The sequence below is a fragment of the Vibrio sp. ABH4_348 genome (assembly GCF_056159765.1).
Window position 1 is genome coordinate 820,292 of sequence record NZ_JBSWVW010000002.1, and the last position, 23,236, is coordinate 843,527.

General features: G+C 42.8%; 17 protein-coding genes. 7 read left to right on the forward strand and 10 right to left on the reverse strand.

What is annotated here, in order from left to right:
* The first annotated feature begins 224 nt into the window (after positions 1–224).
* Positions 225–1,595: an NCS2 family permease gene (locus tag ACXAFJ_RS17565; protein WP_475325212.1), complete on the forward strand. Its 1,371-nt coding sequence runs from the start codon at positions 225–227 to the stop codon at positions 1,593–1,595.
* A 77-nt stretch (positions 1,596–1,672) separates the two neighbouring features.
* On the opposite strand, the gene ACXAFJ_RS17570 is transcribed toward ACXAFJ_RS17565, so the two are convergent.
* From ACXAFJ_RS17570 to ACXAFJ_RS17590, 5 genes are all read right to left on the reverse strand, one after another.
* A complete protein-coding gene (locus ACXAFJ_RS17570; protein ID WP_475325214.1) occupies positions 1,673–2,548 on the reverse strand; it encodes a DMT family transporter in 876 nt (291 codons plus the stop codon).
* A gap of 19 nt (positions 2,549–2,567) precedes the next feature.
* A complete protein-coding gene (locus ACXAFJ_RS17575; protein WP_475325215.1) occupies positions 2,568–3,335 on the reverse strand; it encodes an ABC transporter ATP-binding protein in 768 nt (255 codons plus the stop codon).
* Positions 3,335–4,405: a FecCD family ABC transporter permease gene (locus tag ACXAFJ_RS17580; protein WP_475325216.1), complete on the reverse strand. Its 1,071-nt coding sequence runs from the start codon at positions 4,403–4,405 to the stop codon at positions 3,335–3,337. The genes ACXAFJ_RS17575 and ACXAFJ_RS17580 overlap by 1 nt, the downstream gene beginning before the upstream one ends.
* A gap of 3 nt (positions 4,406–4,408) precedes the next feature.
* Complete coding sequence (locus ACXAFJ_RS17585) at positions 4,409–5,518, reverse strand: ABC transporter substrate-binding protein (protein ID WP_475325218.1); 1,110 nt, start codon at positions 5,516–5,518, stop codon at positions 4,409–4,411.
* A gap of 344 nt (positions 5,519–5,862) precedes the next feature.
* Positions 5,863–6,405 (reverse strand): nuclear transport factor 2 family protein, encoded by a 543-nt coding sequence (locus tag ACXAFJ_RS17590; protein ID WP_475325219.1) that lies wholly within the window; start codon positions 6,403–6,405, stop codon positions 5,863–5,865.
* Between the two features lie 145 nt (positions 6,406–6,550).
* Here ACXAFJ_RS17590 and ACXAFJ_RS17595 point away from each other — a divergent pair, with 145 nt between their 5' ends.
* Both ACXAFJ_RS17595 and ACXAFJ_RS17600 read left to right on the forward strand, forming a co-directional pair.
* On the forward strand, positions 6,551–6,931 hold the full coding sequence (locus tag ACXAFJ_RS17595; RefSeq protein ID WP_475325221.1) for a winged helix-turn-helix transcriptional regulator: 381 nt from the start codon (positions 6,551–6,553) through the stop codon (positions 6,929–6,931).
* Between the two features lie 365 nt (positions 6,932–7,296).
* Positions 7,297–8,970 (forward strand): ABC transporter substrate-binding protein, encoded by a 1,674-nt coding sequence (locus ACXAFJ_RS17600; protein WP_475325224.1) that lies wholly within the window; start codon positions 7,297–7,299, stop codon positions 8,968–8,970.
* Positions 8,971–9,054: 84 nt separating this feature from the next.
* On the opposite strand, the gene lepB is transcribed toward ACXAFJ_RS17600, so the two are convergent.
* From lepB to ACXAFJ_RS17625, 5 genes are all read right to left on the reverse strand, one after another.
* On the reverse strand, positions 9,055–9,741 hold the full coding sequence (lepB, locus tag ACXAFJ_RS17605; RefSeq protein WP_475325225.1) for a signal peptidase I: 687 nt from the start codon (positions 9,739–9,741) through the stop codon (positions 9,055–9,057).
* Between the two features lie 78 nt (positions 9,742–9,819).
* Complete coding sequence (locus ACXAFJ_RS17610) at positions 9,820–11,346, reverse strand: ABC transporter substrate-binding protein (RefSeq protein WP_475325226.1); 1,527 nt, start codon at positions 11,344–11,346, stop codon at positions 9,820–9,822.
* Positions 11,347–11,400: 54 nt separating this feature from the next.
* Entirely contained in the window at positions 11,401–12,429 is a 1,029-nt protein-coding gene (locus ACXAFJ_RS17615; RefSeq protein WP_475325228.1) for a Gfo/Idh/MocA family protein, read from the reverse strand.
* A 328-nt stretch (positions 12,430–12,757) separates the two neighbouring features.
* Positions 12,758–13,393: an HAD family hydrolase gene (locus ACXAFJ_RS17620; RefSeq protein ID WP_475325229.1), complete on the reverse strand. Its 636-nt coding sequence runs from the start codon at positions 13,391–13,393 to the stop codon at positions 12,758–12,760.
* Positions 13,383–13,619 carry a hypothetical protein gene (locus ACXAFJ_RS17625; protein WP_475325230.1) on the reverse strand — a complete coding sequence of 79 codons (237 nt, stop codon included), beginning with the start codon at positions 13,617–13,619 and terminating at the stop codon, positions 13,383–13,385. The genes ACXAFJ_RS17620 and ACXAFJ_RS17625 overlap by 11 nt, the downstream gene beginning before the upstream one ends.
* Before the next feature lie 120 nt (positions 13,620–13,739).
* On the opposite strand from ACXAFJ_RS17625, the gene ACXAFJ_RS17630 reads away from it, so the two are divergent.
* The 4 genes from ACXAFJ_RS17630 (at position 13,740) to ACXAFJ_RS17645 (ending at position 23,070) form a co-directional block, all read left to right on the forward strand.
* Positions 13,740–14,615 carry a LysR family transcriptional regulator gene (locus tag ACXAFJ_RS17630; RefSeq protein WP_475325232.1) on the forward strand — a complete coding sequence of 292 codons (876 nt, stop codon included), beginning with the start codon at positions 13,740–13,742 and terminating at the stop codon, positions 14,613–14,615.
* A 240-nt stretch (positions 14,616–14,855) separates the two neighbouring features.
* Positions 14,856–15,950, forward strand: coding sequence for an alginate lyase family protein (locus ACXAFJ_RS17635; RefSeq protein ID WP_475325233.1), 1,095 nt, complete (start codon positions 14,856–14,858; stop codon positions 15,948–15,950).
* 697 nt (positions 15,951–16,647) lie between these two features.
* The gene (locus tag ACXAFJ_RS17640; RefSeq protein WP_475325235.1) at positions 16,648–20,604 is read left to right on the forward strand and encodes a hypothetical protein; all 3,957 of its coding nucleotides are present in this window, start codon (positions 16,648–16,650) and stop codon (positions 20,602–20,604) included.
* A 3-nt stretch (positions 20,605–20,607) separates the two neighbouring features.
* Positions 20,608–23,070 carry a hypothetical protein gene (locus ACXAFJ_RS17645; protein ID WP_475325237.1) on the forward strand — a complete coding sequence of 821 codons (2,463 nt, stop codon included), beginning with the start codon at positions 20,608–20,610 and terminating at the stop codon, positions 23,068–23,070.
* Positions 23,071–23,236: the final 166 nt, after the last annotated feature.

Below are 23,236 nucleotides of genomic sequence, written 5' to 3' on the forward strand. Positions count from 1 at the left end.
TAGGTAAAGCCGTTGAGTTTTGAATGAAGGGACGTACAATGCCGCGCAAACGATTAAGTGCTGAATAATTCTAATCAATTAGACTTAGTTCTTGTGCCATGGAGCTCCACTTTGTGGTTGTGGTTAACTACCAATACTCGTGCACCGCTAGAGCGATCAGCATTTGGTTTCGATTTATTTCACTTTCTACGTATCTTTACAAATTTATCATCAAAGGTTTCTTCGTGAGTGTCGACACTGCTGTAAAACCCCAAAATCACTCGAGTATTCTCGAATCTAGATTTAAAATTTCAGAGCGTAAAACCACCGTAAGTACAGAGCTTTATGCCGGTTTTATTACCTTCTTAGCCATGAGTTACATTCTGGCGGTCAACCCTGCCATTTTGGGTGGCATTCCAGGTATGGATAAGGGTGCCATCTTTACTGCCACCGCATTAGCAGCTGCAGCGGCAACCTTGATCATGGGCATTTGGGGCAATTACCCTGTGATGCTTGCTCCGGGCATGAGTATGAACGGCTTTTTCAAAGGTATGCTGCTCAGTGGTTCCGTCGCGTTGGTATGGAACGAGGCATTGTTTGGTATCTTTTTATCAGGCGTGCTGTATTTGTTGCTTTCACTGACCAATATCCGTAAGTCTCTGATTGAATCGATTCCAGAAGATCTCAAGAACGCCATTACCGTGTCTCTTGGGTTATTCATAGCGTTTTTGGGATTAAAAAACGCTGGCATTATTGTTGATAACAAGTTTGTGTTGGTCGGCATGGGCAATATCGCTGATCCGCAAGTCATTATTGCTTATATCAGTATCTTCATTGCTCTTGGTTGTATGATTCGCGATATCAAGTTAGCGACCTTTATTTCATTCCTGTCAGCTATTGTGTTAACGGTTGCGGCAGACGCAGTATTCGGCACCAGCAACGCACCATTGCCAGAGCAGTTTGTTTCTACACCACCGAGTATGGCAGGGACATTTGGCGCTATTTTCGACTTATCAGGCTTAACGGCTGAGAAAATGTTCGACTTACTATTTATTGTGGTGATCTTCCTAATCGTCGACTTTTTCGACGGTATGAGCACCATAGTTGGTGTAGGACGTGATGCCGGTATTATCGATAGAGATGGCAAGGTGCCTAATGCACGCTCAGCACTCGTTGCAGATGCTGGTGGCACAGTTATTGGTTCCGTGTTGGGCACAACTTCGATTACTGCGTTCTCTGAGTCTGGCATTGCCTCGTCTCAAGGTGCTAAAACGGGTCTAGCCGCTGTTGTAGTTGCCGGTTTGTTCCTAGTCTCTTTGTTCTTATATCCTCTGTTTTCCATTTTCTCGGCAGCGATGGTGGCGCCAGCCATGGTGGTTGTGGGCATTTATATGATTGGCCGTCTTGGTCAAATCCAGTGGGATAGAAAAGAATCACGCATTGCGGCGTTCTTCACCATTATGTTTACTGTCTTGAGCTTCTCGCCAGCAAACGGTATGGCGATGGGCTTTATCAGCTACGCGTTTTCAATGGTAGTAGCGGGTAAAGGTAAAGAGGTACATCCAATTATTTACCTTCTTGGTGCGATTTTCCTAAGCTATTTGATTTTGCTCTAGTCTGAAATCGAATCAACCAAAAAAAGCAAAGCCCAAACGTTTGTTCGGGCTTTTTAACTTGGAATTCAGAGTCGCAATTAAGAATTGGCTGATTGCTCTTTAGGGAGTGACGATGGCTTTGCTTGTCCTTTCCACGACAACGCAATACAAGCAACAACAATCACTGCACCGCCTAGTAACGTGACCCAATCGGGCAGCTCGTGCCAAAAAATGACACCCCATAAGATATTAAATGCCAAGCCAATATAGCGCGTGACCGCGACCACGGCCGCATTTTCGTGAGTAAAAGCCTTGGTTAAGAAAATCTGTCCGACTAAAGAAACAACGCCAATACCCACTAAACATACCCATTCGATTTGTTGTGGAATGACAAAATCATCCTTCATTAAATACGCCGATACCAACATTGCGATAAACAGAAAATAGAAAACAATTTCATAGGTATGGTGCTTTTTACTAAGGTGGCGGATGGTAATAGAAGCGGCAGCGGCAAAGAATGCGCTTGCTACACCAGCAAGGGCATATAGGTTAAACGAGTCGTAACTGAATGGATTGACGACTAAGGTCACTCCGCCTAACACCACAGGAAGCAGTAACATCGCTTTTTTGGGGAGTTTTTCCCCTAACACCAAACTAGAAAGTATCAGCACAAAGAAGGGTGATAGATACACCAAAATGGCTGCGTCGGCTAAAGGAATATGGGCGATGGTATACACAAATGCCAACAAATAGGCTGATCCAAATAGCCCACGTACAACCAGCAGTGGAATCCCTTTGGTTGAGAAGCGAACATTCCCGTGCCACATCAAAGCCAAAATAAGTACACTACCAATCGCACTTCTGAAAAAGACGATCTCCGCACTGGGTATCGTCAGACTGGCCGCCTTGATTAGTGCGTTCATCACACTAAAAATAAAGGCCGAAAAAATGGCAAGTGCCACTCCATTATTCATAGTTTACTACCTGTTGTTGTCACTCACTGGAAAGTGCTCTGACTGGGGTAACATGGGTGTGTCCGTGAATACAGCACCCTACGTCTACATGGACTTGATAGATCTTCGATAGTTTTTCAGAGTCCAGAACTTCATCAGGGTGTCCGCTGTACTGAATCATTCCTTCATCTAAAAGCAATAAGTGCTCGCAGTAGCGCGCCGCAAGCGATAGGTCGTGCAATACCGCAATAGTAATGGTGCCGTGTTGTTTGGTGTATTGGCGGGCGAGTTCAAGGACTTCAACTTGGTGTTTTAAATCCAGCGCACTGGTGGGCTCATCCAATAAAAGCACTTTGGGTTTGGATACCAGTGCTTGTGCTAAAGAAACCAGCTGTTGCTGACCGCCACTGAGTTGCGAAAATTGACGAGTAGCGAGGTGCATCAATCCCAACTCTGTAAGAATTGAGATCGCTTTTTGCTCTTGTTCAGCGCTGATATTCCAGCTGAGTTGATGGACCAAACCCAGCAACACAAACTCAATCACCTTCAATTGGCTCGATGATTTGTTTAACTGACAAAGATAGGAAAAATCTTTGGTGGGAATGATTAAACCGTCTTCTCCTTCACTGATTACTTCACCTTGGCAAGGCAATATGCCCATGATGGATTTAAGCAGCGTGGTTTTTCCGGCTCCGTTTGGGCCTAATATTGCGGAAAACTCGCCACCAACAAAACGCGCCTCCACATTGCTAAGAATGGTTTTACCGCGAAGGCTAACCGCTAAATTTTTTATTGTGAGGGATTTCATCAGTTAAACCTGCGGCTTACGAGTAAATACAAAAGAAACGGTACGCCAACCAATGAGGTCACTATACCAATTGGAATAATGGTGCCCGGAATAATCAGTTTGGCGACGAGTGAGGACGCACACAGTAACAAAGCCCCCATTAAGCCAGCCAAAGGCAAATAAAAGCGTTGATCTTCCCCGACTAACATTCTGGCAAAGTGAGGAGCAACTAAGCCGATGAATCCAATGGTTCCGACAAACGAAACCGCGCCGGCGGTTAACAATGAGCACAGTAGAAACATCTGTAGTCTCAATCGACTGGTATTGATCCCAAGAGCTTGAGCCCGCTCCTCGCCAGATGACAAGGCTGTGAGTGCCCATACTTTAGGTAAAGCGAACGATAAGCCAACCAGTAAAATCACGCCGGATACAAAAAACGACAACCAACTGGCTTTTAGTAAGCTGCCAAACAGCCAAAACACGATTTGTTGCAGTACTTCTGGTGACGCTAAATATTGAGCGAGTGATTGCAACGCTTGGAAGAAAAACAGCACCACAATTCCAGCTAGGATTAAGACTTTCGCATCCATATTACGGCTGCGGCCTATGGCGTAAATTGCCATGCTGGCAAGCCCAGAAGTGACAAACGCCGCTGCAGGAACTCCGAGCCAAGAAAGCCCAAAAAGAGAGAAGCCCGATAACAACGCGACCGAAGCACCAAAACCAGCGGCGGCCGATATGCCGAGTGTGTATGGACTGGCAAGTGGATTGGCAAGTAGCGTTTGCATTAAACCGCCCGCTAAACCAAGAGAGGCACCGACTACTAGGCAAGTTAACGTCACTGGCAGTCGCAGATCCCAAACGATGGTTGTTGCTAGACTGTCTCCCGAAGGTCCATTGATCAAAGCTTCAAGAACTTGATTGACCCCGATCCAAGAAGAGCCGGTACCAATATCAAACAGAACCGAGACGCATACCAACACTAAACTGAGCAGTAAAACTCTTGTGCGTTGCCGCTGCATTTGTTGGTAGAGACTGCCTGATGATGTAACAGGTGTCGCAGTCAACCCTTCCTTGACCGAGGTATTCATGGCTTATCCTTCCACTTTGATCATGAACGTACCGTCTAGTTCTTGAGGCATATAGTTCTTGAAGAAGTTGCGGTGTGACTGTTTAGGATCAATATCTTTAAAAGCTTCTGGATAAACAGACTTTGCCAAATATTGTAAGAACACGTGGTCATAAATAGTGCGCGTACCTGAGTGATACATGCCATAGACATCGCCATTTTTCACTGCGGTTAGCTGTTTCCAACCGGCGCGGTTTAGATAAGGCATGTATCGAGTCTGGGCTTCTTTGAGTGTTGTACCATAACCAAGTAGCGCGCTGTCGCCATGTTTAACCCAATGGGCTCCGGAAACAAAAATTACTTCTGGATCTTTGCTAAGAACATATTCAGGAGTTAGGTGTGAAGAGCCTTTGAATTTACCTGTCGCAATATTATCGGCGCCAGCCATATTGAGAATATTGCCCCACATGGTCGTAGTGTACGATTTACCATATTCGTTAGGACCAGTGTTTCCGATTTCAACATATACGCGTCGTGCATCATGATTTTTCAGGTGAGCAGCGACTCGCTGTTTCACGTCATTCACAGTGTTTTCGTACTCTGTGGCAATGGCTTCGGCACGTTGCTCTGTCCCCATTACCTTGCCGATAACTCGAGTACTCGCCACATGCTTTTCAAGTGTTTGAGCATTAAAGTCGACCACCACTACCTTGATACCACTCTTTTCTAAAATCGCGACCTTGTCGCCGAGAGACTTAAATTGCCACGCAGCAACCAAAGCAACATCTGGTTTGGTCGCCAGTAGCTTTTCAAAGTCGAACGTACCCATATAAATTGAGCCCGAGTCGACGATGGTTTCTAGTTCAGGAATAATTTTGCTGTAAGTCGCCCACTGAGATTGACGATAGTCCTTCCATGAATGTCTTGGGAAAATAGCGACTTTTTGGTAAGCATCTGGGCCCGCAATGGCCAGATAGTCTTCAAAATAAAAACCCAAGAATATTCTCTCGGCTGGTTTTTCTAACTTTATGTCTCGTCCTATGACATCTTTGAATTGGATATCAGCGTAGGCGTTGGTAATACTTGCAAGTGTTATTGCACCTAAGCCTAATAATTTTAATAACTTACTCTTCATTTTTCTCTCCAACTGACTTTTATTAATTGTTACCTTATAACATAACAATGCGGTCGGATTGTATATAAACGAGAGTGATTATCAATACTACATTAAGAATATTTAACCAACGGATGTACGATATGTTGATGTAAAACTCTGGAAAGAAAAAGGCACGCCAAGCGCACCCAAATGGAACTTAGAGCTGTCTAAAAGCCGATACAACCCAGAAATGAAGGATGGCGATTTTTTGAAATTTGGTGGTGTGCCCATATGGGAAAAGACAAATCGAAGTATCTAAAAATTCGATAAGCCCGAACGTTTGTTCGGGCTTGTTTGATTATCCCTTAAAGTATAGAGACGGTTTAAAACACACCATTTTCGTTTGCTATGTCTCCGCCGCTAATCAAAGAGTAAAGGCGCATAGAAAAGTCGAGTGCCTGGATCGAATCCCAGTGTTCGACAATTCGTCCGTCTTCTAGGCGCCATTTATCAATAATATTCATGCCTTTTTCATCGTTGCCTCTGTCTTCAATATTAAGTGTGGCATGGGAATGGAAGATAACGTAATCGCCATCAACATAAACGTGTTTCACGTCATAGGTGTAGTCTGGGTAGTCCGCGACAAACTCTTTTAAGAAACCAACAAGCCCGGTTACTTTATCTGGTAGGTTGCGGTTATGTTGGATGTAGGCACTGTCATTGTAGTGTTTAAGAACGTAGTCAAAGTCGTGGTTGTTCATTAAATGCTGAACAAAATCAGTAATGATCTCTGCATTTCTGATTTCTTGCTCTGACCAACTAGATTTTTGTAATGCATCAAGATCGATTTCGATTGGGTTTTTTGCTTGTGCTGCAGAAAACGTACTAACGGTTAAAAGAACGATAGAAACGAGTAGTTTAAACATGGTCAACTCCTAAGTTAATTCTGTGTGTAAGTTCACATTGATAACCATGGTAATTAATAGTAACCTACATAACAAGAAGGCACCGAAAAGTTGGGTAGTTACCTTTTGGTAACTGTTGGCGAACATTTGAAGAAGGGGATTGACGATGGCATCTGAGCAAAAACAAGAAAAACGTATATTTTTCAATACTGAAGCGTGTCCAGTGAGAAATGTAGTTGCCCAAATTGGAGACAAATGGTCACTGCTAATTCTTTTTGCATTAGTTGACGGCCCGGAGCGTTTTAACGCACTGAAATCCAGAATCGAGGGCATTTCCCAACGCATGTTGACTCAAACGGTGCGGGATTTAGAGCGAGATGGCTATGTGAATCGAACTGTATACCCTGAGGTGCCAGTCAGGGTAGAGTATGAATTAACGGAAATGGGCAAAGACTTGGTTAAGCCCCTGTATCAGCTAGTCCAATGGGCAGAGATTCATCAAGATAAGATCAATCAAGCACGAGCGGATTACGACAAAGCAGCGTAGGAAGGGTACGAACTTACAATTCTTGAAGGAAAGCAAACTGGGGTGACCAAATCTCGCTTTTTTACTCAGTCCAATTGTTCATGGCTTTGGATAGAGGTTTCAGTTTTAACTGAGTCGCAATTTAACAACAGAGTGGCGAGCTTCCCAACGAGCTCTCATGTTGTTTACTTACACCAATTCCCCCGACAAATATTGAGTTGCTCCCCATATTTCTGATGGTTTGATATCGAGGTACGTTGTCTAAAGAATAAATGGCTTTTAGTATTAATATAACTAACAAATATATGTTTTATTTAATATTTTCATAACTTGCTGGTCTCTTTACCGTTGGCTATGTTGTGACTTTACATCGATAAGGGACCGCCATGAAAAACACATTGCTATGCACTGCCATCCTAACCGCACTCTCTGTAAGTTCTGCATCTTCAGCAAGTACTGATGTCTCAGAATTTTCGAAGCTGACGATTATTCCAAATCACAATGCAACGCTAGTTCGCAACTTCAACCCATATGCAGTATCACGATTACACACTGCTCGCGACTTTATTTATGAACCATTGGTGATCTTCAATGAGTTGAAAGGTAATGTCCCTGAGTACCGTTTGGCGACGGGGTATTCTTTAAGTGAAGATTTACTCAGTATTACTTTTGATCTCCGTGACGGCGTGACATGGTCAGACGGCGAGGCTTTTAATGCAGATGATGTGGTTTTCACATTTGAACTAGTTAAAGCGCATGACAATATCGACGATCGAGGAATCAGCAGCAAAATCAAGTCGGTCGAAAAACTCAACGACCATCAAGTGCGTTTCTACTTGAATGAAGTGAATACCAACATCAGTTATGAGATTGTCCAAGTACCCATTGTGCCAGAGCATCAATGGAAAGATGTGGAAGATCCTGCGGCCTTTATGAACCCCAACCCAATCGGCACGGGTCCGTTTACCGAACTGCCTCAGTTTACTAGTACCTTGTTCCTGCAGTGTCGTAACCCTAACTATTGGGACCAAGCAAACCTAGATGTGGATTGCTTGCGCGTACCTCAAATGAATCACAATGACCAAGTGCTAGCTGAATTGATGGAGTCCTCTATCGACTGGGCAGGATCATTTATTCCTGATATTGACCAAACTTACCTGAAAGCATCCAATGATCATGGCTACTGGTATCCACCAGCGGGAACTCAAGCTTTTGTATTCAACTTCGCTTCCAAAGACGAAGTTAAACAGCAGGTATTAAATGATATCCAGTTCCGCCGAGCATTCTCAATGGCGCTTGACCGTCAAACCTTGATAGACATTGCCAACTATGGCAACGCGGTGTTGAATGATTTTGCATCGGGTCTTGGTTATGCGTTTGAAGCTTGGTCAGACGAAGCGACTCACAATAAGTACAAACCGTTTATGACCTATTCGCCGGAGAAGGCCAAAGCCTTGTTGGCGAAAGCGGGTTACAAAGACACAAACAAAGATGGGTTTGTGGAGTCGCCCGATGGCAAAGACTTTGAGCTGGTGATTCAATCACCGCAGGGTTGGACAGATTTTAACAACACAGTGATGTTAGCCGTTGAGCAATTGCAAGAAGTCGGAATCAATGCCAAAGCGCGAACGCTCGACTTCTCGATGTACAATCAAGGAATGATCTCAGCAGATTATGACATTGCCTACACCAACTACTTCCACGGTTCCACACCTCATAAGTACTGGGACAGCGGCTATCACTCGCGCTTGCAAGCTTCAAAAGGCATGCCTCGCTTTGCCATGCACCACTGGAAAAACGACAAGTTAGATTCTTTGCTCGACAGCTTCTATAAAACCGCAGATGTTCAAGAGCAGAAAAAAATTGGTCATGGTATTCAGGCCATCATTGCTGAAAACCAAGTGACGGTACCTGTGTTATCTGGGCCTAACTTCTACCAGTACAATACTAAGCGCTTTACCGGCTGGTGGAATAAAGACAACCCGAAAGGTCGCCCAATGATTTGGGAAGGTACGCCAGAGCGACTATTGCATGTGTTGGATCTAAAACCGCGCAGTTAAAATGCGGCAAACCTTAAATTAAAAAGGCCCTTAGTTCGCTTAGGGCCTTTTTTAGAACTGAAATGCTTGGACGGATTGAGCTCGCTAACTATCTAGTGGTTGTAAAAAACGATCCGTTCTTGGGAGGTAGTAGTTATCGTAATCAAATGAGATTACCACGCTATTGGCTCTACCAATAATTTCATCCCTTGGCACAAATCCGATGAAGCGTGAGTCGGCACTGTTATCTCGATTGTCTCCTAGGGCCAAATAGTGACCGGCTGGGACTGTGACCTCAGGAAAAGTAGCTGCGTGACTCGCGGTCCGATTGAGTAAAATTTGATGCGGTTTACCTGGTAAAGATTCCAAGTACTGAATTTGATGCATCGCGTCGGCTTGATATTGATAACTTAACGCCTCGCCGTTGATAATTACTAGATTGTTTTTCATCTCGATTTTATCACCGGGCAAGCCAACCACACGCTTAACATAGCGAATATCCATCGCTTTAGAATCAAAGATAATGATGTCGCCACGCTTTGGATCCGCGTGACTCATAAGTTGAGTTCCGAACAGCGGTAGCCGTACATCGTAAGCCAATTTGTTCACCCAAATTCGGTCTCCAATTTCTACCGTGGGCTGCATGGATCCTGTGGGTACATGATTCCAGTCTGCAATGGAGCTTCGAAAAACGCCCATTAGCACAAAGAAAATAATGGTTGAACGGTTTTGTTTTATGAATCGAGCAACGTAGTTGAGCACTGGTGACCTCACGGGAAAAATCTCTGTCATTCGAACAAGTTAGAAGCGGGTCCGATCTAAAAGTTCAAAGTTATTGGTCATGACCCATAGTGTCCAAGCTTAAGAGGTCTACTTAATTGCGGCTTGGCTATCTTCTATCCAAAGGTTGGCGAGTTCTGCCCATCCATACCCATTGGTTACAACCCCGTTTAATCGGGTTGAAATGTTTAACTCGAACGATTCTGTTTTTAATGGCCTCAGAATGCGTTGATCAACCAAGTCTTGTTTTAGTGCGCGCAGCATAGCAACGGCTTGCTCAAAGTCGGGTTCGCTTTGAATTTCTTGAAGCGAGTCATTTATTTTTGAGATGAAGGCAGATCCCAAAGCAAGGTTACTAAATGGGAATTGCCACAGAAAGTTCAGCCACACACCAAATGGGTCATTTTCATCAATCAAACTCACAACTTGTGCGCCTTGGCCGTCGTGGTAGTGCGCATACTCAATCTGCGTAGCCGAAGAGTGATTGCGCTCCTGAGCAAGGCTCAATTGTTTTGATTCGCTCGTATCCTCATAAAACAACGGGAGATTAGTATTTTGCGGGTTGGTTATCAGGTAAAACTCCGCACTGCCGACACAAGGTATGGACCGAGTTGCTTCTGGAAGACGAAGGCATAATTGATTGGCAGAGCAAGCTTTGCTTTCTTGCCAACCGGGGTGCACCCATAATTCTACTTGGTCGACAATACTCGTTTGGTGACAGTAATTCGGGTTGCGTTTCAGTCTGAGAATACGCTGAGAAGCCACTTCGAGCGAAAAAGGACCACTACCAATAGGCCAAAGCTTGCATTTAGTTGTGTGGCTGAACTGATAGATAGAGGCCTCTGGTCGTGCAAATAATCTCGGTAAGTGCCAATCAGGTCTCGTTAACGTGACTTCAATTACGTCATTTGTTAGCGCTTTAGCATTTTGAATATGATTATAACTGCGGCGCCAGTAAGGGTGGGTTACGAGTGCATTTAAACAAATACAAACGTCATTGGCGGTAAGGTTTTGTCCATGATGAAATAGAACCTGATTTCGTAACTGAAATCGCCAAAGCGTCGCATCACTTGATGACGTCCAGTGATAAGCCAGGTCACCAGTGACTTCGCTTGAAACAGTGGAATCATTGCGAGTGACGACTCGAGTCAACCTTTGGTAAACCTGTGTAATTAAAAAGCGCTCGGTTCTTCGTTTTGATTCCAACACATTAAGCGTACTAATGGTTCGATGAAATGGGATGTAAACTTTAGGACGCTTCCTGGAGTTTTCGGTCGCCAAATACTGCTGGAGCTGGGATTGAGCGTCACGCTGACCGAAGCTTAGAACATCGAGTAATTGGTCAACGTCGCCACTTTCAACAAAAGGCCCCAACTGGCTGTAACATGCGTCAATGGGTTCGAGAAAAAGGACGAGTGTCGCCTGTTTGCTACGTCCTCGCTCTGCTGTCCAAGTTAGCCAATTGAGGTCCGTGAATTGTTGTAACAAAGTAGACGTGTGGCGTGTACTGACATGCCAAAGTTCTGAGAGATCGTTTAGCTGCGTTTTCGACTCTCCCGGGCCAAACGTTTTGAAAAGCTCTTCATACAGCTCTAGCTTTCGTTTCAATTTGGCCATCTTGTTACTTTGTCCCCATATAGTTTTTCTAATTTGATTGAATTGTCACTGCCTTTAACGACCTAAGGTTATGTGAGAAAAACCATTGCTGTTTAGCCCGTCGTCCATAATAGCTAAAACTGCTTCAGTTGTTTTGTGGCTTAGCACTTCTGAATCTAGTTTACCTGCCAATGCATACTCTGAGAAATGGTCGATTTGAAATTCAAACCCATTGCCTTGAGCTTCAATCTCAATCACCTTGTGGATACTGTCTGATTGAATGGTAATGAGTTCCGGATTCCACCAAGTATGACCGATTGAGATTACAACCGTTTCTCGCTTACCGTTTGCCAGTGGAAGCGTGCCCTTTAGCGTGGCAGTGTGTGCCATCTTTTCAGTAATCGCTCCGCGTATATCCCCTTTGATTGCACCACCAAAAATGAATGAGGTATTAGTATCGATGTCGACGTTTGGAACTGAGCGATCCATTTTCACGCTGGGGTGCACTCTGACTTGGTTTTGCCAGTCACATAAATCGCAGTAAAGCCATAAGCCATATACCCCAACATCAAGCGTAGCACCACCTGAAAGCTCAGGATTGAAAACAAAACACTCAGGGTCATAGTCCATTTGGTAGCCAAAATGGGCGCGCATCTCAGTTAGCTCAACGCGATTTTCTCTGAGGTACTGTTTAAGCTGCTGATACGCAGGGTAGGTCACGGTCTTCATTGCTTCTAGTAGTAGGCAATTGTTACTTATCGCGAGAGCTTTCATTTCTAGCCAATCGGCTAAGTTAGTAAAGGCCGGCTTTTCCACAAGGACGTGCTTGCCATGTTCAAGAAACAATTTTGCCAAAGGCTTGTGAAACGGGTGCACAGTGGCAATGTAGACCGCATCAATCTCGTCCGATTCTGCCATTGACTGATAACAATCAAATACTCTCGGTACTCCGTACTGTTTGGCGTAAAGTACAGCACGTTTTTCATCGCGAGCCGCTACTCCGGTCAGTATTCCAATTTGGCATTGGCTTGAAATGGCTTCTGCGAATCGATGGGAAATGTTTCCTAAACCCGCGATTCCCCAGCGAAGTGTTTTTTGGTTCATCTGAAATTCTCTTTGTGTTGTTTTTCAAAAAGAATACCGGGACTTAAACCACCAAAATAGAGAACAAAAGTCACGCTTTGTTCCACTTTTAAGCCGCAAAGCATGGTTTCTAATGCTCTGTGGAGTACCTGGTGCATAGTTTGGCTTTAAAATTCAATAGTTAAACTGCGGCTTGGGTGGATTTTATATGCGTTAAACGTTTGCTTTTATGGATGTCTCTGAGCCCTCCTCATACCTTCATAGCTCAGGTTTTAGACATTGAGAAGAAGGCGAGCAGTGGCAGTCAGAGGAGTAAACTCAGCTCCTCTGCTTCTTAACTCAACATTTATCACAACAAACTGGCTAAGCTAAGCCCAATGAAATTAGGGGCCTGTTTTAAAATCGGCTTTTGTTTAACATCGATATTAGATCCTATAACAACGCAATCCGTGCCACTGGCGTGAGCGGCTTGTATACCGCTGGTTGAGTCCTCAAAAATTAGGCATTGATCTATCGGCACGCCAAGTACGTTGGCGCACTTTAAAAAGCCCTCTGGGTTGGGTTTGCCCACATTCACATCTTCACGAGTCACAACCGCATCGAAAAAAGGGGCCAGTTCATGTTCTGCAAACACAAAATTTACTCGTTCACGCCAACTGCCTGTGCACAGGCCAATTTTTACATGATTGAGCTTTAACTCTTGAAGAAACGCTTTAGCGCCTTCAATAAGCTCTGATGTTGCATGCTCTTCATAGCGATTAACTGCGTCTTTAATTTCAGCAACTTTTGTTTGGTCGAGATGACCAAAAAAGTACTTTAGTGTGTGCTCAGCACTGCGGCCATGTACATGGGCCTCCATATCTTGCTCAGAGATCGCCAAGCCAACCAAACTAGCGCCATGTCTCCATGCCTGTTCGATGACTTTCCTTGAATCAATCAGGGTGCCGTCCATGTCAAAAATAACTGCGGAATACTTATTGGACATACAGTGCCTCTTTTTTTGAAGAGACTTCTAGCATTTCGAGGTTGCCAGCGATCTTGTCTTTATAAATCGCCAGCGCATCTTGGTTATCTTTAGCATTGCAAACAACGGGCAGCACAATGGCATTCTGTTTTAGAACGCTTTGCAATACTGCTCCAGCGTCATCGCCTTCCAGTGACTGCGGCACGACTAATCCATTCATATTGATAAAAATGTATCGCTGTTTCATGGTGATTCACTCCTTTACTTAGAACTTCGATCAGATATTCAATTGCGAGGTGTCACCACTTTAACCAAATAGTATGATTCCATATAATGAACAATATTCCTTAATTAATGAGTAATTGGAATGGAAATCGATGCGCTTAAAGCATTTTGCCAACTCGCCAAAGACAGCAATTTTAGAGTCGCCGCCGAACATTTATTTATCACTCAATCAGCACTCACCAAGAAGATTCGTCGATTAGAAAGTGAAATCAATTTGCAGCTGTTTGAAAGAGGACGTTATGGTGCGGTGCTGACTCAATCGGGGCAAGACTTGCTTCCAGAGGCACAAAGGCTACTCAATGGTTTTGCTCAGTTTAGTCGTTTTACTAAACAGTTAGCGGAGGGAAGGCAAGGTAATCTCAATATTGGCTTTGGTATTTCGACTTATCTTACTGCACCTGAAATCACAGCACGATTTAAGCAGAACTACCCAGATATTGATATTAGCCTTAACGACATGCCATCGTCGCTGCAGCAAGAAAAGCTGCTAACTGGTGAGCTTCATTTAAGTTTCAATCGGCTAGAAAACCTAGCGCCTCCATTACGCTCGATAAAGCTTTTTACGGACAACCTAGTGATAGCAGTCCATGAAGATGAACAGATTGACGAAGCAAACCTTTGGCGCTCGCTCAGTCGACTGAATTATCTTCAACTTAACCCCGAAAGGGGCAAAGGACTTCACCGCCATATCACCCAATACCTCATTCATCACAAGCGTGACCTTGAAGCTACGCAACAAGCCGATGATATTTTGACTCTATTGGCACTAGTTTCGGCGAATTTGGGCTACACGATTTTACCGGCAAGCGCCAAAGAAATAAGCCGCACTAACATCCGATTCATTCCACTTACTGATAAGTACTCAAGCTGGGATGTAGGGCTTATCTGGAATGAAGAGAAAGACAATATCGCAAGACGGAATTTTGTAGAGTTTGTGTTAGCGAGGATGAATGAGTAGTTTTTAAGAACCACTCGAGTGGCTGTCCTCGCAATTTGTTCTTCATGCCCGAATACAACGAATTTTGGCGATTTCGGGCAAAATGAGCTTATAAGCAGGTCACAGTTTTTACGCCGTATCTCATAGAGATACAGTGAATATCACAAATTGAAATGTCATTTCATTTTGTCTTATTGTCTTGACGTAGTTTTGTGTCGCTGATTGATAGCAAATGTGTAACCTACAAAATACGAGACAAAAATGAATAAGAACTTAACTTTAACTGCAGTGGCTGGACTCGTTTCAGCACTCATATCGAGCCATTCCTTCGCGTTTCTAGCTGAGCATGACAATCTTATTGTTCCTCGTGCTGGCGCCCAGCAGATGCACAATCAAATTACCGAAATTCCTGCTGCTCGCGAGTCATATAAAGCGTGGATTAAGGCGCCGGCTCAAGAGGCGCTTGCGCTTGAACTCAGTCATTTCCCACATGTTGGCTATGAGCGAAAAACGCTAAAATCCCACACGACGGGTATTTACGCACTTGCACTTGCATGGAACCTGACCGAAAACGCGGAAGAGGCCGAGCGCTATTTGGAAAAAGCAACGGAGTTGATGGTGAACCTCGCAAGGAACATTAGTCCTAGCCCCCATACCCCAAATGAATCAATTTTGCTTGATGTATATGAAGCCTATTCTCTAATCAAGCCGGCCATGAACAGAGAGTCAGTGGAAGTGATTGATCAATGGCTGACTCGACAAGCCGACTACTTCCGTCACTACAAACTTACGGGAACCTTAATCAAAAACAACTGGGAAAACGTACGGTTGGCTATTTTGTTTAACTTAGCAATGATTCTCGATGACACTGAACTCTATCAATACAGTGTCGATGCGCTGAAACGATTCACGAAAGTGAATATTGAGCCAGATGGTAAAACGAATGATTTTACCAATCGTGATGCCGTAACTTACCACGCTTACAATCAACAATATTATGCTCGAATCTTGAAAGCGGTGACGGCGTATAAAGGAAAACAATCCGCTGATCAGTTGTTTGCATACAAAGACAACACCCATGGTAGCATTGCCGATGCCTACCAGTTTTGGGTACCTTACTTTACAGACCCAATAAATAATGTACATATCGAGTTTGTAAATACAGGCTGGAAGCCCGACTTGAAACGTGGTGATGCCAACAAACCATACCAACCAGCTGGCACTGTTTACGCTATGGCTCATATGGTTGCGTACGATAGTAAGGCGTTTGATTACATCAAAACTGTCCACCCAGATCAACAAGCCTATACATTGCGTTTAAGCACCTGGGTAAACAACACTTGGCATGCCCAATAAGATAAGCAAACACTCTTAACAGCCAACGTTCTACCCGCATAACAAAAGCCCTTTGTAAAAGAAAGGGCTGTTGAAGCTATGAAACTATACAAGTCGTAGCGCCTTGCCTTTACGACAGTCGGAAAGATCTGAGTTTAAGCGGCGAATTGTTCAATCAACTAGCTCAAAATACGTTCTGTTATCACGCAAACCTTGTAGCGATTGACGTAACAGCTCTTCCCCTTGAAGGGGAAGCCGGATGGGGTGAGATCTCATCCAAATCTGTTTAAATGCAAACTGACTAAGCTCAATGAAATTAAGGAGTTGTTTTAAAATCGGCTTTTGTTTTCCATCGGCATCAGACACTACATAACAACGCAATCGGCAAAGCTGGCTTAAGCGGCCTATATACCACTAGTCGATTCCTCAAAAACTATGCGCTGGTCTATCGGCACGCAAAGTATGTTAGCGCACTTTAAAAAAACTCTGGATTGGGTTTTCCAATATTCATATCTTCACGAGTCAAAACCGCACCGAAAAGGGTACCGGATCATGTTATTAAAATAGACGCATATCTATTATCTTTGGAGAGCTTGAAATAAACATAAATGGTGTGTAATTTGGACGATGTTGTTTTTTTAACCAACTACAATTTGGTACAACACCTAATAAGTGTTTTTTAATCACCCTCGATAACCTGAACTGAATGAGGTGTAATATGACAACTAGTGTGTCTGCGCGTTCCTATAATGCGATTATTGAAGATACTCTCACCCAAGCGATCCGTTTAGGATTACAATCCCCAAAATCTCGTAAAACAGGTAGACGCGGTATCGCAGGTTTCTGCATGCTACAAGGTCCTACCGGAGGCGGCAAAAGCAGTGCCCTATACCGACATGGTAATGACGATGGGCTACCACCCGCACTCGAACAAATAAGTTCAACAAAGCACCAGTCCATTTTTGTCACCCATAGATGGAATATTCTTCATGACGTTTACGCTAATGTCATAAAGAGCAAGGATTCTACAGGATCCGCCCTTACGGCAAGTGTTATTTACGCCCAGGATGAAAACATCATCTCAGCCCTACTGAGAAAGCCTCTTCCTCATGAAGTAGATGTCAAATCACAAGATTTACCAGATCCTCAAAATACTTTAATTACCTTGAATGGCAAGGGGTTGCTACCCCATGACAAATGGGGATATTCAGCCATACAAAAAACCGCCCGTAAAATAATGCGTGAAGCAAGTATATTGGAGAAAAACAGCTTTCAGTCTTCAGCTCCGTTAGGTAAATATTCGCGCCTGATGAAAAAAGATTTACAACGATCTTGTGGCCAACTTGAATTTATGCTGTTGAAAAACATGAAACTTCTTGAAAATGAAGCTAAGAAGGCAAAAGAAAAATATGGTGATGACGCTAAATTAACAGAGGTAGTGAAAAGTAAACTCCATGCCTTTAGAAGTAACGACTGGATTCGCCGAATATTCCCGGGCATTGCATGGCATGATGATAAGCAACACCTGTTAATCATGACAACGCAGAAACTATTTTCTTCCTTTTACGATGGCGCACAAAAAGTACGTATATCGAGTAACGACCTAAAAGACCACGTTATATTTGTTGATGAATTTGATTATCAATCTGATGTGCTTCAGCAATTACTTTCCCAGTCTCAACTGGTACATGAGCCGCCTGAGTGCCTAGGACAGCTACTTGATGGTGGTCGAAGATTACTAAAAAGGATGCTATTTGACGAAGATGGCAGAGTTCCCGAGATCAGAGAAAGGCTTACCAAATTATTAGATGATCTCGAAGATGAATTGAAAGAAAACAACATTAATTTGAAAGAAGACAGGGCTCTAGTTATACCAGCAGAGGACCATCTAGAAGGAAAATCATTTAAGTCTCAATATTTATTTCGAGCTGACCACCTGGTAACTAGCAGCCAACTTTCGATGACTCAAGCCTCACATGGATTCGCAGTAAAAGAAAGGCATTACGGAGACAAACTGACAGCTGACGAAATCGATATCGATAAATTCCTTCGACTAATGGAAAAATATATACGCCAGTTTAGTTTAATGCTGTCAGACTTTTCTTCTTCAGATGGTGAGGAACAAGATTTATTAAGAGAATTGAGTAGTTTACTGTTTGACGCAGCTAATGACTATCGCCCATCTCACTACAGCAGCGCTTTACCAAGCATGTCATTGTTCTCTTTACCACAAACTAGTTTGCCAGAGCTTAACAGTCTTCGAAAGAGCAATATCCTACCCAATACTCATGCAAACATATTTGGACTTACTAATTGGCAACTGAAGCAAAATGATCAAAAAAATGATTTAGACCGCTTGCGTATTCAGATCCGAAGAGCTTTCTTACCGACAACTCCCGAAGGATTATTACTTTCATTAGCCAGCCGAAATTTAGTATTTGGCTTATCTGCAACATCGTATATTGAAAGAGCCCTTGGTCATTTCGATATTCGTTGGCTCAACTCTGCATTGCGTTACATTGCAGAATGCCGAACGCCTGATATCCAGAAAAGCTACTTAGGATATGAGTTCAAAGATAAACCAAAAGACTGGAGTAAAAGACCTATACCTTACTGCCAATCAGACGCTGATATACAACGTCAAAATAATATGATCGCCTACCTGAGTGATAAAAAGGCAACACTACGACAAACCGACCTAGAAGTAACTGTTTCTGGTTTTGACGACCAGTTATCCCAACAGGAGAAAATCGACGTTCTTTCTAATTTAGTTCCCGAATTTTTTCAGGACTCCGATAGCAGTATTTCCACCAGCGCAAAGGAACATAGAGAAAGCACACTATTAAAACTTATCAATGTAGTTGCAGTAGCTGGCACGAAAGAAAAACATAAGGGCCAGCTCGCTTATGTAAATTCAACGAAATATTTTCGTAAATGGTTAATAGAAGATGAAGCAAAAGCTAGCCGCAACAGCATTCAGTGGCTATGTACAAACGAAAAAGTTGCCAAAGAATTCAACCAAAACAAGCTATTGGCTCTATTCAAAGATGTTTTCATTCCAATTAGCGTAAACGAACAAGACATCACTATCTGCCTACTAAACGCTGAATGCCAAAAACGTCCTGGATTTAAAGAAGCTTACCAAGCTGCATTTGATGAAGAATATCCTGTTCTAATTATTACCCAAACGGCTTCAGCAACCAACGGCATCAACTTAGACTTTAAACTGAGCAATGATAAAAGCATGGACCTTACATGTGTATACATACTTGAGTCTCGTCACTACTATTTTTCACCGCAGGATAACAGCGATGAAAATTTAGACAAAATGGCACATGCGGGTTATCAAATGCGAAATTTAGATAAACTTCGAAGGTACGGTGAAATTTCTAGAAAGGAGCATAGGAAATATATTTCAGCAGTAATGGATGGAACTGGTTACCAAATATCTCAGCTAAATAATTCTGTTTATAAAAAAGGCTCGGACTACATAAAAAATACGGCGGCAGACATACAGCAACAAGTTGGTCGTTTGGAACGAGTTTGGGATCATATTGGTAACGTTGAAATATACGTTTCGCATCAGCTGGCTCAAGACCTAATTAAATTTACAGCCTTGCCTTCTTATACTAACCATAGACAGATACTGAGTGACTTAAACCAAAAACTTCTCGATAGGCTAACTTCCATTGATGATGAATCTTCTAACGATTTTTTCAGTGCGATGTTTACGCCGAGTCAGACTGGTGAAAACGCTGTCAGTATTATTGATGATAAGCTAATTCCAGCAATTCGAAAGTCACGCGAGTATCCAGAAATTACGGATGACATAGCCAAACTTTGGACACAATTGGGGCGTGCCGTGCTGCAACTAGATTATGCTTGGAACCCCAAAAGCTTTGTTTATGGCATTCATACACCATTAAAAGATTGGGCTTGTATTGAAAAGCCATCTCACAGCAGTTCATTCACAGAGATCTGGTACGATCCTGAAACATGGCAGTTTTTCAGTGAACCAGGTAAGGGCCGCATCCCCTATCGTCCAGACAGACTATACAGCTACATTCAGTCACACAGCGCCATCATAGATTGGTTCAACAAAAAGGGCTACAGGACCTCAATGTATCCTATCGCTTGTGAATTAGAGGAGACATATGTTCTCCACCCTCGCATCACCCAGAGAATTTTACAAGGGAGGTTGGGTGAAGAGGCAATACGAGCTTTATTGCATTCGCAAAACGTGGCCACTCACACAACCTTAAATAGCCAAAGTGTACTTGAGCTTTATGATTTTACAGTCTCAAAAACTGATTTTAGAGTTGATGCAAAGTTTTGGGGAAGTGACAGCCTCGATAAAACTGATGAGCAATACCAAGAATGGCTAATAAATGGTGCTCAACCTGACAAAGCCCCACTTGGATTAATTAGTAAACTACAAGCAATTCGAAATGCGGAAGGCTCTGAAACAAAACTAGCCATACTCAACTTTGTCTGTACTGAGCATGATGCTTCACTTGTAGGATTTAACGAACAATTAAAGCAAGTGCCTGTTACTGAGGCGGACATTATCGTACTTAATGGCTGCATAGGTCATGATGCTAAAGATACTGTAACCACTGGCTTCAACCACTTTGTGGATTTGGTTTCTGAACAACAAAACAAGAAAGAGGACTAAAAGGTGAGCAATAACAATCAAATAGTAAGAGAATTGCCCCTTTCTCACACAATTTACTTAGACAGTGAAATCGACGCTGAAAAAGCAAAGAAACTAGTGGTTTACCATTATCCATTGAACAAATCATATCGATGGAAGGAGTGGCAAGAACACTTAGACACAGAGCTTTCTAATCGTTACTACCCATATTTGATGCGCAGCTACAAAGGGCAATTTGGCTTGTTTGTAGCTGTGGATTCTGAAACAACTAAGCCACCAGTTATTCTCAATAAAGATGGAATGGATATTCGCCCCGAGAAAGTCCAATACTCCGCTGAAATGAACCCCATCTGGATACGTTTGATAATGCGCAAAGTATCTGCATTTGGGACTCATTGCAAAGGAAGTCATACATTAGGTAGGCCTCTTCTTAAAATAGATACTTGGAACACTAAAAAAAGTACAGGCGTCAATGCAATCAGTTTAGATTGTAGAACTCAACAACGCAGGGATAGGAATACGACCGAAGTAGTTCTCTTTCATGAGAATGTACCACTTCGTGTATTAGACAGCGCAAAAGCCAACGCAGAACACCGCAATTCTATGTGGGTATATGATAAGAACAACGTTTTAGTGCGCTGGATACCTAAAAAAGGTGAAAAACCTTCCGGGCCTGTGTATTCAGAAATACGTAAAAATAAGAACAAACGAAAGCAACGCGCATTTATTGATCTTTCTAATGTAGATGCCTTCAAGGGCAGCTGGCCATGCTTGCTTAAACCTATTCAAGATGAATTGATTGATAAAGCCCAAGCATATGGTTTTAACCTAAAGCCTAAAATCTTAAACCTCAAACCATTACCTCTCAAGACTAAATATAAGCAAGGTCCAAAAACTCGAAATACAATGCCTAGTGTAGCATTGCTAGAAAAAATTCTTGTGCTCGACTTACGGTTCTCAAAGAACATATCGGCTGAGCAAATGTTGTTGCCACTTAATCAAGCGCTATCTGAAAAAAGTATTAACACGCAACTTAATCTTTTACCTGATTGCGCCCCTCAAAATATTGATAGCCTTGAATTCAGTAAGTCTGATTCAATTTTAGTTCTTTTAGATCAATATCCTGGAGTTATTGAAGACCATTACCCTCTCACAACTAAACTTCGCACTAAGGTCGCTTGCCAGCATATCAATGTAAACCCATATGACTTAGACGGTGACTCCATCGAAGCCAAGCTTATTAATGAAATTAGCGACGAAGAGAGTGATGAAACATACTTAGTACCTGAAGACGAATACTATAACTATGCTCTATCTATGTTTGAGACAGATAGCAGGATGGAGGCACTGAAACGCAATTTAGAAATAGTCATCAAAGAATTAAGTATCAAGCATTTGCTGCATGATGATCAGGTCAAATTAAGCTCAATACTTCCTGAAGAGCGCGACGTTCTAACTGAAGAGCTTGTTGTTATAACCGACGGTTACCTGTTTACAGTTCTAAATAACAGACCAGTACTCATCCCCTTTAATCCAACCATATCAGAGCATGAAAAAAATTGTGATTTAGTTTTGGGTAAATTTAATACCTCAGTAAAGCAGCTGTTTGCATTGTTGAGTAGAGAATGGCCATACAGCTACCAACCACAGGTGGTAATGCAAGGTTTTGGTAGTGATGCAGAAAAGTATGCTAGATTTGCTCGCAGGCAGACGATCGTTATACATAAAACGGAATCTGTTTCTATCTACTACCAAGACCCCAAGTACGATACGCCTCATATGCTTCCGAACCACCTTGCAGAAACACTGCAAGAACTCCAATCACAGAATATCTCTATGCCATTAAAACAGTGGCAGTTACCTGAAAGAGACGTGTTAGAAGAGCATATTAATGAATTGAAGGAAGAAGGTGAGCTATCAGAGAAAAGTGCAAATACCTTACTTATGCAGCTTGATGATATTAAAACATGTTGGCATGAAGCACTAGGTACTTTATGGCAGGAAAACCGATCATCTATTGAATACAAAGAACTAAAGCAACATGCATTTAAAGCACTGTTAGGTGTGATGAACAATAAGTTGCCTGAAGGTGAAATGCCCAAAAAAATTGTAAGTTCAAGCCTCAGCGGTTCTTGGGCCAAAGTTGCTTCAAGAGTATTTGGTATTCCATTGCAAGACATTCGAGCCTGGTTAAGAGACATTCCTGGTATTCAAAGGTTATGGCATGACCCAGAGCAAGGCTATTACATTGTAGGAAGCTTAGCGCCGCCTAAATTACAACTAACCAGACAACCAAGTATTCGCCAATGGCACGCACTCCAAGGAGAAATGAATACTGAGCTACTTACCTCATTAATTGATGTTGACTGGGTTCGCTCCAACCAACTTGCTGGTAACCCATGTGTGGCACTACTTGTTAGACGGTGGAGAGATTGCCAAAACGGCAAAGAAGAAGCTTTAGGGCTGGAATCTATTAAGCTCATTTAGCTTTTTATTAGTATTATTTGTTTGGATAATTTAAATCTTAAATAGCCAGCCTTCATTAGCTTTCCTATAGGATTTGGTTATTGAGCTGAAAATAGAAGTGCTTATCAGGCAAGAACTTGCAAATAAGTGATTTGATTCCAAATATGGTAATGCCAATTAAACGATC